The sequence below is a fragment of the Kaistella sp. genome, assembly GCF_032060305.1.
Lineage (GTDB): Bacteria > Bacteroidota > Bacteroidia > Flavobacteriales > Weeksellaceae > Kaistella > Kaistella yananensis.
On record NZ_DAMBHK010000034.1, the window covers coordinates 1 to 12633 of the forward strand.

The window sequence follows — 12633 nt, forward strand, 5'->3', positions numbered from 1 at the left end:
GCAGCATTAAGGACGATAACTGCGGTATCAGCTACCTTTAATGAAGAAACGACCTCGCCAACGAAATCGTCAAATCCTGGGGTATCGATAATGTTAATTTTGTTGTTTTTCCAGTTTACGAACATTTGGTGTGAGAAAATGGTTTTCCCTTTTTCGTGCTCGAGGTCTGTATGGTCGCTCACCGTGTTTTGTCCTTCGACTGATCCACGGCGCTTAATCGCTCCGCCTTCGTAAAGCATGGTTTCTATAAGCGTGGTTTTGCCGCTGTCGGAATGACCGAGTAAAACCACATTTCGTAAATCTTTGGTATTAGCACTCATAATATATAGTTTTAATTATTTTATGGGAATGCTAAAAAGGAAATGACCTGCATTTGATTTTTAGGTAGTTAAAGTTACAAAAGATTTAAATTGGATGCTGTTATTTTTAAAAAGTAAATTCATGACATTTCGCATTAAGGGTTGGAATTGCTTATTGCAGGCTAACACATGAAGTACACTAAAGGGAGACTTTAATTTGGCACGGCAGATATGTGGTTCAACTACGGTTCAACCTTCTGTAAACGTTTTCAGTAAAGGGTTTAGAGAGAATTAACAGGCTGAAAAATGCAGTTTCAACAAGATAACAGGCGATTTAACTCGCTGCTTTATAGCATGTTATGAAAATACGGAAATAAACTGAAATTATTAGTTTCTGTCAGCAATATGGTTCAGAATTATTTCCGCATGAATTCGGGAGTTTTCGATGAACCAAAGATGGGTGTCTTTTCCGCCACACACCACGCCGGCCAAATAAAGATTGGCTACGTTCGTTTCCATGGTTTCGGCATTATAGGCAGGAACGAGACTGTCGCCCTTTAAGTCGATGCCAGAGTCTTTTAGAAATTCAAAATCGGGAAGATAGCCGGTCATTGCAAGCACGAAATCGTTTTTAATTTCATGGATTTTGCCTGATTCGTCTTTAAAAATGACAGAATTTTCTTTAATTTCAATCATTTCTGCATTAAAATAACCTTTGATGCTTCCTTCCGCAATTCGGTTTTCGATATCCGGCTTCACCCAGTATTTCACAGATTTGGAAATCTCTGAACCTTTGATGATCATCGTAACCTCTGCTCCTTTTCTATAGGTTTCCAAAGCTGCATCTACGGCTGAATTGCTGGCACCGATGATTACAACTTTCTGGTTAGCATACGGATAAGGCTCGGTATAATAATGCTTTACTTTGGGTAAGTTTTCCCCAGGGATATTCAGCAGATTCGGAATATCGTAAAATCCGGTAGCGATGATGACGTTTTTTGCCAGATATTTTGCTTTCGAACTCTGAATCTCGAAGAGTTCGTTTTTCGAAATGTTTAATACTTTTTCATAAAGCTTAATTTTCAGTGCTTTTTGTCGGGCAATCCCTTGGTAATATTCCAGAGCATCTTGTCTACCTGGTTTTGGCGATGTTGTGATGAAAGGAATTTCAGCAATTTCCAGCTTATCGGCCGTAGAAAAAAAGCGCATGTATAAGGGATAATTGTAGAGGGAATTGACGATGGTTCCTTTTTCTATAATCACATAGCTTAAACCATTCTTTTCTGCCTCCAAAGCACAGTTCAAGCCAATCGGGCCGGCGCCGATAATCAGTACATCTAAAATTTCCATCCGGCAAAATTACGAAAACCATTATTGGTGAAGCAAAAGAAAACGGACAGAAAAATCAGCCCGCTTCTATTTCGTATTTTTAAAAATATTTACTTAATCAATCCCAATTCCACCAATCTTTCGTGCAGGAATTCTCCGGCTGTGGTATCGGGATACAATTTCGGGTTGTTTTTGTCATAAGTTCCTTCCAGGGCATTCAGTGGCATTTCGCTCACCGGATGCATAAAGAAAGGAATGGAATATCTGGAAGTTCCCCACAATTCACGCGGCGGATTGACCACTTGATGAATCGTAGATTTCAGTTTATTATTCGTGTGTCTGGATAACATATCGCCAACATTGATCATCAGTTCATCCGGTTCGGCAATCGCGTCGATCCATTCCCCATCGTGATTCATCACCTGAAGACCTTTGCCTTGAGCTCCCATCAAAAGCGTAATCAGATTGATATCTCCGTGTGCCGCAGCACGAACCGCATTATCAGGCTCTTCTGTAATCGGCGGATAGTGAATTGGTCTTAAAATAGAATTTCCTTCACTTACGAATTTATCAAAGTAGAATTCATCCAAACCGAGGTGCAAAGCCAAAGCTCTCAAAACGTAAACACCGGTTTTCTCCAACATCTTGAAAGCTTCCTTTCCAACTTCGTTGAATCTTGGAACCTCAGGTACCTCAACGTTATCGGGATAAACTGAGGAATATTTAGATCCGTCTTCGAGATACTGACCGAAATGCCAGAATTCTTTAAGATCTCCTTTTTTGAAGCCTTTTGCCGTTTCTTTACCAAATCCTACGTAACCGCGCTGGCCTCCAATTCCCGGGATTTCGTACTTCTGTTTGGTTTCTACCGGCAGGTCGAAGAAGTTTTTAACTTCTCCGTAGAGTTCATCAACCAGTTTGTCATCCAGAAAGTGACCTTTCAGGGCAACAAATCCGATTTCTTCGTATGCTTTTCCGATTTCATTTACAAATTTTTGTTTGCGTTCCGGGTCACCCGAAAGGAAATCACGCAAATCCACACTTGGAACTAATTTCATTTTATTGGATTAAAAATTTGACTGCTAAAGTATGATTTTTCTTATTAAAATTTTAATTATGAGTAAATTTGCAGTTAGTCAATATTTCAAATGAAACAATTTTCTTCGAAAAGAAGCATACAGGTTTTAGGGCACCTCCTTAAAGAATACGGAATTTTCGACATTGTAATTTCACCGGGCTCCCGAAATGCGCCTCTGGCCATTCATTTTTCTGAGACTGATGAATTCAACTGCTACAGCATTGTTGACGAGCGCAGTGCGGGGTTTGTAGGTCTGGGAATGGCGAAAAGCATTAAAAAACCGGTTGCGCTAACCTGTACAAGCGGGTCGGCAGCAGCCAACTACTATCCTGCGGTTACTGAAGCATTTTATCAGAACATTCCACTTTTAATCCTTACTGCAGACCGGCCATCGGATTTCGTGGATATTTTCGACGGGCAAACCATCCGCCAGAAAGATCTGTATCAACAGCATTCTTACGGAGACTTCCAGCTTCTGGAAGATGATAAAGAAAATGCAGAAGAAGAAAACTTCAGTTTAATAAAGAAAGCGATCGAGATCTGCTTCGAAAAACAAGGTCCGGTTCACATCAATATTCCATTAGCAGAGCCGCTTTATCAGCTTGTATCTGAAATTCCTGTTTTCCCGACCGTAGAAAAAACGATACAGAAAAAGAAGTACGAACTGCCTTCGAATCTGGCTGCAGAATGGAATGTTTCGAAAAGAATCATGATTCTGGCCGGAACAAGAGATTACAGCGAAGAACTTGAAATGCAGCTTACACAACTCGTTAAAAATCACAGCGCTGTTGTATTAACCGAAGCCAATTCGAATCTGACACATCCGAAGTTTTTTAACCATATCGACCGGTATATTTTTAATTTCTCGGAAGAAGATTTCAAAACCTATGCACCAGATTTGCTCATTACTATTGGTCAGAATGTGGTTTCAAAAAAAATCAAGCAGTTTCTGCGAAAAGCAAAACCTAAGAATCACTGGCACATCCACGAAGTGTGGCAACCCGACACCTTCTTTTCGCTGACAGAAAAAATTGAGACCAAGCCGGAAGTCTTCTTCTCAAAACTTTTGCCTTTCATCACGCTGGAGCCCCAGCCTTACTTTAATCTGTGGGATGTGCTGAGAGATAAAAGAGACGCAAAACATAAAGAATACTGCCTGAAAGCTCCGTTTTCAGATTTTAAATTCTTCGAAATCCTTGCCGATAAACTTCCTGAACATGCGAACCTGCATTTCAGCAATTCATCGGCCATCAGGTATGCACAACTCTTCGAGTATAAAACCGACAGCATCCACTGCAACCGCGGTACGAGCGGAATCGACGGGTGTACCTCCACGGCAATGGGCTTTGCCATGAAGGCGAAGGACCAAACCGTGCTTGTTACGGGCGATGTGAGTTTCTTTTACGATATCAACGGTTTATGGAACAACTACATCCCGCCTTATACGCGAATCATCGTCTTCAACAATGGGGGCGGCGACATTTTCAAAATTATTCCGGGGCCGGATTCTACGAATGCGCTCGATGAATTTATCCTTACTTCGCATCACAAAAATGCGGAACACCTGGCTAAACATTTCGGGTTTGCTTACACGAAAGTTGACGATGAAGATACGCTTTCGCGGGTTTTAGATCATTTCTTTAAAAGCGATGTAAAGGCAAAAATTCTTGAAGTTGACACTTCGGCTATTGAAAATGCGGCAGTCCTGAAAGCGTACTTTGAATACCTAAAGTAATTAAAAATTCATTTGGAAGCCGAATTTCACGCCGAATTTAGAAACATCTGGTCTGTCGAGGTAATTCCCGCGCCAGTTGAAATCGACGCGTAAAATCCTTAAGTTCCCGAAGCCGATATTTTCGAGCCCGAAACCGTATTCATAATAGATTTGCTGATCCGGAGCGGAATACTTCGTGCTCTCGAAGTTAATGTTTTTCGACGCCTCACTTAAGGTTCCGTAAGCACCGCGAAGGAAAATCAATTCTCTGAATTTCAGCTTTTTAATCAGTGGAATGTGTGCCAGGATTTTCCCCTGAAAATGATGTTCGTAATTTAAAGTCGTATATGCATCAGCAACAAATTCGTAGTATTTCAACAGCGCAAAAGTGTTGGGAACCAAACTGTAGGACTGGTTTCCGGGAATGATGTTCTGCAATGCCAAGGGAACGGTGCTGAAGTTTTTTCCGGCTTCAAAATTAATGACCGAACGCCCTAAATTCCCTACTACTACAGGCTGAGAATAAAGAAACTGAAGTTTGTTATAATCGAAATCCCCATCCAGAACATTTTCGAAACCGTGGGTGAATTTCAGGACAAATGTTGGCGAAAGTGTTGTAAAAGCATATCTGTCGACACCATACTGCGAATATCTTGCACCCGGTTTTGCGATGAGACTGAAGGTGGTGTGGAAATCGTTCAATTCAGATTTCAACTGGTTGTCTTTATAAAAATCGAGGTCGAACTTTTCGGGATTGGCGGATTTTATGTTCTGAAGCGCAGCATCCATCCTCACTTCAAAATTCTTGAGAGGCTCCAGAGAAAAGAAGAAGTTGTTCTGCTTCACGGTACTCAAAGAAGCATTGGTTCCCGATGAAAAAACCGAAGACGAGGCGAAAGAGCGGGTCATAATTCCATCATCGTTCATGAGTTGTGCGCCGAGCTGGATGACATCATTCCTGCTCCCGAAACCAACGGTAGCTCGGTTTTCGCGGCTGAACATGTACCTGCCCTCCAATCCGTATTTAAGTTTTTTATCTTTAAATCCATAAGCGGTATATCCGGAGACGCGCCATTTATCATTTGGCGAAAAATAGGTTCTTGCGCCGACACGAACGCGGTCGCCTTCCACCTCATTATTTCCGTAAACGGAATAAATATCACCGAAATCGATGGCATTCCAGGCGTTGATATAACCCGATTCCAGGATTTCAACCAGTTTTACGATTCTTTTGAATTTCGGAACCTGCTCGAGTTCTCCCACCATCGTGTACACGTTCTGTTCTGTTTCCGAAAGCGGTTCTGTTCTGTTCTGCTCCCAGAATGCGTCGGATTTCTTTAGATTTTCGTCACTCAGCGTCTGGCCTCTGTCGACAAGAAGCTGATCATCAAAATTTTTATTGAAAAGATAACCGCTGAAAATTCCAGTTCTTTTAAAGAGTACACTTTTCGCATCTTTTTTCTTTCCAAAAACCGACATTTCCAGCTCTGTATATGTTCTGTTGGGCAGGAAAACCGCATCATCCAAGTTGTCGTATTCCGTTTCGAGATAAATTCCGTTCACGAAATTCACATTGATTTTGTTGGTTGACCGCAATGTTGCCTTTACAATATTATAGGTGTCTCTGGATATATAAAGATTTCCCTGAAATGCCAGCAGTTCCTTATTTTTAGGAAAATATTTAATAACGAAGACATCAGTACCGTCCACAGAGAGGGAATCGGTGAGTTCATATTCATAGGTATTGAATCCATCTGTCCCCGCAGGACCCGGGAAACCGATGTTAAAGAAATTCAGTGTATTATCGTAGATATTAACTTCCTTGAACTGATTTTTTGCCGTAGAAGCCACCAGTTCGTTGTCGTTAAATCCAGAAAATCTGTTGGCGACAATGATTCTGTTTTCTTTCTTTTCAGGAGCGTTGCGGCCATAAGTTTTATACATGGTTTCGTTGAAAAAAACCGGCAGCGAAAGTTTTTTATCATAGTTCGCCGAATCCGCATAGTCAAAAATAAATTCGAGGTTATTGAAGATTTTTTTCTTCATGAAAGCGCTGTCGATATTATTCAGTGCGATTTCAATTTTCTCATATTCCTGAAACTGGTAATCGCTGTACCGGGCTAACCCGTTAGTTTTACGGCGTTTCCAGACTTCCTGCATGATGGCGTAGGCCGGATTCTCTTTTTTGTTTTTATACTTTTTTTTGCTGACGCCCGAAATCACCACTTCACTAATCTGTTCTACTTTTTCAGACTGAAGTTTCACGGCAAGATTTTCAAAGCGAAAGTCCTCGAAATTGAGAATTTCCGGTTTATAATTTCTTTTGATGAAGGTTGCTGTACTGATTCCGGAATCAGATTCAACAAGAAAATCAGCTCCCTTGGTGACGGTTTCTGCCTGTTCCCGGTTATTGATGAAAATCTCGACTCCGGAAATTGGCTGGCCTGTTTTTTCATCGGTAATTCTACCTGAAATACGGGTTTGGGCAGATGATAAGGTCGCCAACAACAAAAGAATGGTGACTGTAAATTTACATCGCAGCAGGGACTGAAAATTTTTGTGGATCAAGTCGGTGGAAGGTTTCATTTTTTCAGAACAAGGCGGAGCGAAAGCAGGTGAGCCGGCAGTTTTGGGTTTAAGGTTTAAAATTCGTTATCAACGGAATTTCCGGGCAGATTGGTAATTCTGGCAATGGGATAAATAAACATATCATCGAAATCATTCATCGCATTAATGATTTGAAAATGAGAATACTCTGCGATATTCTGCAAGGTGATTTCTGCTTCCTTTATTTTTTTATTTTTCAGAAGATATTGCCGCTGAACACCGTTCAACAGATACGTTGAAGGCGTAAACCATTCTTTTCCCTTCTTAAACAACAAATTCGAGAAAGAAGTATCTGTAATATGATTATTTTTTACAATGATAATCTCATTGGATTTTGCCTGCCGAAGCATTTTCTCGAGTTCTTTGCGGTCTTCAAATTTAAAAGAGTAATCATAGATATTGTTTACCACCAGCTGGAAATTGCTGATTTCAGAAATGGCATAAGGAATGAGCTGGGTTCTGAAGTTTTTATCCAGGTCGTAACTGATCCTCAGTTTGTATAGGCCATCTTCGTCATGCTCCAGATTTTTGAAGATTTCTGCGAGATTGATTGAAGTTTCTTTACCGAAATGGGCAAAAGTGTCGTCAACTCGCTTTTGGTGAAGGTCCAAGAGAAAAATTTTCTTGTCTTCTATCTTAATACTTTCAATAAATTGGGACATAAATTTTGTTTTTCATTTCCTGATATTCGGTTTCGGCTTTGCTTAAATGGGTAATTCCGCCACCGCTTTTGAAATATAATTTTCCGTTCTCTTTTTCTATAAACCTGATCATGACGCAGGAATCCAAATCCTTGCCATCAAACCAGCCGCAAACTCCCGTATAGAAACCCCGGGCATAATTTTCGGCTTCGAGCACAATTTCCAGGGTTTTTTCTTTGGGTGCGCCCAAAACCGATCCGGCCGGAAGTAATTTTTTCATAATACTTCCTATTTTTCCCTGAAAATCGGGCTTCAGCACTCCGGAAATCTCCGAACTCATGGCGTAGAGATTTTTGTTGTGCGTTTTGATAAAATCAATCCGCTGAAATTCATCCAGTTTCACGTCATCTGCCACCATGCTCAAATCATTTCTCAGTAAATCTACCACGGTGTAATGCTCTGCCTTTTCTTTTACGTCGCCCTTCAAAACCTCCACTGCATTTTCGGTACCGGCATCGATGGTTCCCTTCATGGGATGGGTAAAGATTTTATTATCTGTAATTTCTACAAAAGTTTCCGGGGAAAAAAATACAAACCTGTCTGGGTATAAAACTTTGTATTTGGATTGCGAAAGATAGAAAATTTCATTTAAAGTAAGGTTGGTTTTCACCTCCGTTTTACAGGTATAATTGGTGAGATAGGAATTGCCGGCTTTCAGGTTTTTCTGTACCAGATCAAATCCTTTTCTGTAAGATTCTTCACTTTGCGGGAAGGATTGAAACGAAATATCAAGAGGTTTACCGAGCGGTTCATTCGTCTTCTTAAATTTCTGAAAATCAATTAATAAACCCGATTTATCCAATTCCTCTTCCGTGAAAACCTCAACATTCTCCATTAAAAAATCCACCAAAAAGAAGTAAGGCGTTCCGGTTTGGGAAAGCTCATCCATCTGATCGAAACTGGGGTGAAATTTTCTTACCATGCGGCAAAAATAGTCAAAAGCGGGTGAGCGAAAAATTAAAACCGGAAATTTAAATCTTAAACCTTATTTTTGCGGCATGCAAAATAACCATCAGCAACAGTTCGGCCTTGGACAGATTTTGAAAAACGCTTTTAATTACTGGAATAAAACACTCTTTTATCAGTTGGTTTTCAGTGTTTTATACTTTTCCCTGTTTTTTCTGGGTTATTTTTATATGTTTCAGTATTTTGGACTTTGGGATGAATTCATTAAGTATCAGGATTTAGTGCGTACGGATCTTCCGGCATTCAATAAAAAAATGGAGGAAATCGCGCGTTTACAACAAATGCGTAATTTCGCTTTGGCATTTTTTGTTCTCCTGGCGCTCATCAATCCCCTGAATGTAGGTCTTTACAAAATCTACCGAAAAATTGACCTGAAAGAGCCGGTGACGCTGAACGACCTCTTTGCTGGATATATTGGCTTCGATTTTTTCAGGTTTTTCGGATTTTACCTTTTCTGGATCATTATTTTCACCTACGCCAATGCGCTTCTGTTTCTGGGCATATTCTGGATTTTCATCACGCTGTTCTGTGTTCCACTGATGTTTTTTATGGATGTAAAGACGTTTGAAGGAATTTCGCTTACGTTTAAAGTCCTGCGCAATAATTTCAGCACCGTAGTTCCCGCGATGCTGGTAGCTTTTCTCTTCAGCTTAAGCGGCGTATTAATTTGCGGCGTTGGTTTTCTGCTGACTTTTCCGTTTTTAAATGCTATGATTTATACACTTTATCAGCATTATTACAAAGAAGTTGTTTAAAAGTTAATTTTAGATGCTGTTTTTTTCCAATTTTAAATTTAAATTTGGGAAACATTAAAAATTAAAACTATGGACACTTTTCAGGAAATGGATGGCAATAAAGTGCCACAAAGAAGTACCAGCGAAATTATATCCCACGCTTTCGACATGTACAAGGGAATTTTTCTTTACGCACTTCTGGCGATGGTGATTTATTTTATTGTCTCCATGGTTATTCAGCCGCTTTCGGGATTCGATTCAGCGAGTTTTTCTGAGGAAATCCGGTCTGCCGACGGTGATTTTTCATCGATCGATATCTGGGCAGTTCCCGGAATGAAAATTTATTACGGTCTTTCGGGAATTGTAAGCCTGCTTTTAGCTCCACTTTACGTCGGAATCATTTACATGGCAAATAAATATAACAATCAGGAGCGTTTGCAGGCTTCGGATTTATTTATCGGCTACAGACAGAACTTTGTTCAGATTGTAATCTACAGTCTTCTGGCGTCGGTAACTATGGGAATCGCGTTAATGATGTGTTTACTACCTGTTTTTCTTGTGATTCCGCTATTGCTTTTGGGTTATCCTATTTTACTTTTTGAAAATGCCACCTTTACTGAAGCTTTCAGCAAGAGTTTCAGAATCGCCAAGGATCATTACGGTGTCTTCTTAGGAACATCACTTCTAGGATTACTGATCAGTATTGCAGGGATTTTACTTTGCGGAATCGGAATCGTGGCAACACTTCCGTTCTATTTTGTCGTAATGTATTCAGCGTATGTCGCGTTCTGCGGGAAACCCAGACAACTTAATTTCAATAACTGATTCTGATTAGAATTTAAAATTATGCCCAACAGGAAACACCAAATCAGCGAGGTAAAAATAAAGCAGATCTTTCTGCTGGCTCTTATTACTGTGCTTGCAGGATTAATCTGTTTTAATCTGTCTTTATTTATTCCTTCTGTTCTGGGCGCCATTACCCTTTACATTATCTCCAGAAAATACAATCTTTATCTTCAGGAAGAACGAGAGTGGAAGCCCTGGCTCGCATCCACAGTAATTATTTTGGGCACACTGCTCATTTTGATTCTTCCTGTTTATTTTATCGCCGACCTGCTTATTGAAAAACTAGGTAATGCGTCTGTTTATATGCAGAAATTCAATGTTTTTGTAGATAAAATTCATGATTATGTGTATTCCAAAACGAGAGTCGATATTCTGAGCAAGGAGAATTTAACGAAACTGAAAGACAAGGTGGGAAGTTTCTCGACCACCGCAGTGAGCAGTACTTTTAATACCCTTACTGTAATCCTGTCCATGTACTTTATTCTGTATTTTATGCTGGAGAAGCCAAGGCTTTTTGAAAGACTTGTAAGAAGTTCAGCCCCCCTTAAAAAGGCTAACATTAATTTGCTTGGCGAAAAAATACAGAAAATGGTTGTTGCCAACGCGATTGGGATTCCTGTTGTCGCCATCGGACAGGGAATTGTGGCGATTATAGGATACTGGATTTTTGGCGCACCCAGCCCGCTTCTCCTCTTTGCCTTAACAGCAGTCGCTTCGATGATTCCTATCGTTGGTGCGGCGATTATTTATGTTCCTGTGTGCATTTTTATGATTGCAGAAGGCAATATGGGTGCCGGGCTTGGGCTTGCAGCTTACTGTCTTATCGCCGTGGGATTAACGGATAACCTGTTAAGATTCACTCTTTTAAAGAAATTAGAAAACATCCATCCTTTAAATACGGTGTTCGGAATCATTATGGGTATGAATCTTTTCGGGTTTATGGGACTGATTTTCGGGCCGATTCTTATTTCGATTACGGTCCTTTTAATCCAGGTTTACAGAGATGAATTTTCTGATGACGACCGGGAACTTATTATGCCGGAACCAAAAGAGATCGAGAAAAAAATAGATTTAAGTATTTAAAAAATGGAAGGTTTAAAGCCAGAAATCCTGCAGGAAATTTGCAGCGCGAAAATGCCTTTCGGGAAGTATAAAGACACTGTAATTGCAGATCTTCCCATCAATTATCTGGAATGGTTTTATCGGGAAGGTATGCCCAAAGGCAAACTGGGGATGCAGCTTTCTACTATTTACGAAATCAAAATCAATGGTTTAATGGACCTGCTTACCCCAATCCGTGGGAAAGTGAGTTTTGAAAAGACGAAGAAGAAAGTCTATAAGTTTTAGTATGATTGGATCAGGATTATATCTGATATTAGTCGGAGTATTCGGCATTTTTATGGGTCGCTATTTCTACAATAATGCCCATGATATTTACGAATACGAAAAATTAAAGGCAAAGAATTGGTGGCGGAAAATAACTTTAAAACTTAACATGCCCCGGAAATTAAAGTTTTTGGGGATTCTCTTAATGCTTTTCGGACTTGTTGAAATTATTATTATGTCAATTGTTTTATTAACAAAATTACTTGCATAACCACCACAGAATATAACTTTCCGGAAGGTTCCGTAGGAACCTAATGTGTGTAGAATTAAGGTTTTAAGAGAAAAGCGTTCCGTAGGAACGCAATGTTAAAATATTAATCAAAAATGGCCAACACCTATTCGCAAATCTATCTTCAATTCATTTTTGCAGTAAAAGGCAGAGAAAATTTGATTAAAGAAGATTTCAGAGAGGAAGTACAAAAATACATTTCGGGAATCATTGAAAATAAAAAACATCAACTGATTTCTATTTACGCCAATCCGGACCATATTCATATTTTTTTAAGTCTGAAAGATTTATCTTCTCCGATATCTCAGTTGGTTAAAGAAATAAAAGTTTCATCTACTAATTTTATAAATGGAAAAAAATACCTTAAGACTCCATTTTATTGGCAAGAAGGTTACGGATGCTTTTCATATTCTAAAAGCCAGCGGGATGCTGTGGTAGATTATATTCAAAATCAGAAAGAACATCATAAAAGGAAAAGTTTTAGAGATGAGTACATGGAATTTCTGATAAAATTCGATGTGAATTTTGATCAAACATATGTGTTTGAATTTTATGATGATAAAACAGATTAGGTCATGGCGTTCCTACGGAACGCTCCTTCGTCCGCGAACCTTCTTTGCTACACACATTTGGTTCCTACGGAACCGCCCGAAGATTTCCTAAGTCTGCAGATGAGGAGAATGCGGTGTTTGAACGGAACACTATAATTACAACGGATATTAAATCTATAACTATCAAGTTCCT

The 12633-nt window shown here is 39.7% G+C and carries 12 protein-coding genes; 6 read left to right on the plus strand and 6 right to left on the minus strand.

The window, feature by feature from the left end; genetic code table 11:
- The 3 genes from V5N63_RS06475 to V5N63_RS06485 form a co-directional block, all read right to left on the minus strand.
- A partial coding sequence (locus V5N63_RS06475; protein WP_332033288.1) for a GTP-binding protein occupies positions 1 to 320 on the minus strand: 320 nt, incomplete at its 3' end.
- 366 nt (positions 321 to 686) lie between these two features.
- Complete coding sequence (locus tag V5N63_RS06480) at positions 687 to 1649, minus strand: YpdA family putative bacillithiol disulfide reductase (RefSeq protein WP_332033289.1); 963 nt, start codon at positions 1647 to 1649, stop codon at positions 687 to 689.
- Positions 1650 to 1738: 89 nt separating this feature from the next.
- Positions 1739 to 2686, minus strand: a complete 948-nt coding sequence (locus V5N63_RS06485) for an isopenicillin N synthase family dioxygenase (protein WP_332033290.1) — start codon at positions 2684 to 2686, stop codon at positions 1739 to 1741.
- Between the two features lie 90 nt (positions 2687 to 2776).
- Between V5N63_RS06485 and menD the strand changes: the two genes are divergently transcribed.
- Complete coding sequence (gene menD / locus V5N63_RS06490; protein ID WP_332033291.1) at positions 2777 to 4441, plus strand: 2-succinyl-5-enolpyruvyl-6-hydroxy-3-cyclohexene-1-carboxylic-acid synthase; 1665 nt, start codon at positions 2777 to 2779, stop codon at positions 4439 to 4441.
- Here menD and V5N63_RS06495 read toward each other — a convergent pair whose 3' ends face one another.
- Genes V5N63_RS06495 through V5N63_RS06505 form a run of 3 tightly spaced genes read right to left on the minus strand, consistent with a single transcriptional unit; the run spans position 4442 to position 8650 of the window.
- Positions 4442 to 7006 (minus strand): DUF5686 family protein, encoded by a 2565-nt coding sequence (locus tag V5N63_RS06495; protein ID WP_332033292.1) that lies wholly within the window; start codon positions 7004 to 7006, stop codon positions 4442 to 4444.
- A 56-nt stretch (positions 7007 to 7062) separates the two neighbouring features.
- Entirely contained in the window at positions 7063 to 7689 is a 627-nt protein-coding gene (locus V5N63_RS06500) for an aminotransferase class IV (RefSeq protein ID WP_332033293.1), read from the minus strand.
- Positions 7673 to 8650: an aminodeoxychorismate synthase component I gene (locus V5N63_RS06505; protein WP_332033294.1), complete on the minus strand. Its 978-nt coding sequence runs from the start codon at positions 8648 to 8650 to the stop codon at positions 7673 to 7675. Before V5N63_RS06505 ends, V5N63_RS06500 begins: the two co-directional genes overlap by 17 nt.
- Positions 8651 to 8726: 76 nt before the next feature.
- On the opposite strand from V5N63_RS06505, the gene V5N63_RS06510 reads away from it, so the two are divergent.
- The 5 genes from V5N63_RS06510 (at position 8727) to tnpA (ending at position 12461) form a co-directional block, all read left to right on the plus strand.
- Positions 8727 to 9449, plus strand: a complete 723-nt coding sequence (locus tag V5N63_RS06510; RefSeq protein WP_332033295.1) for a hypothetical protein — start codon at positions 8727 to 8729, stop codon at positions 9447 to 9449.
- 69 nt (positions 9450 to 9518) lie between these two features.
- Positions 9519 to 10253: a beta-carotene 15,15'-monooxygenase gene (locus tag V5N63_RS06515; protein WP_332033296.1), complete on the plus strand. Its 735-nt coding sequence runs from the start codon at positions 9519 to 9521 to the stop codon at positions 10251 to 10253.
- A gap of 21 nt (positions 10254 to 10274) precedes the next feature.
- Positions 10275 to 11357, plus strand: coding sequence for an AI-2E family transporter (locus V5N63_RS06520; RefSeq protein ID WP_332033297.1), 1083 nt, complete (start codon positions 10275 to 10277; stop codon positions 11355 to 11357).
- A 3-nt stretch (positions 11358 to 11360) separates the two neighbouring features.
- Positions 11361 to 11621, plus strand: a complete 261-nt coding sequence (locus V5N63_RS06525) for a DUF3820 family protein (RefSeq protein ID WP_332033298.1) — start codon at positions 11361 to 11363, stop codon at positions 11619 to 11621.
- Between the two features lie 363 nt (positions 11622 to 11984).
- A complete protein-coding gene (gene tnpA / locus V5N63_RS06530; RefSeq protein WP_332033299.1) occupies positions 11985 to 12461 on the plus strand; it encodes an IS200/IS605 family transposase in 477 nt (158 codons plus the stop codon).
- The last annotated feature ends 172 nt before the right edge of the window (positions 12462 to 12633 follow it).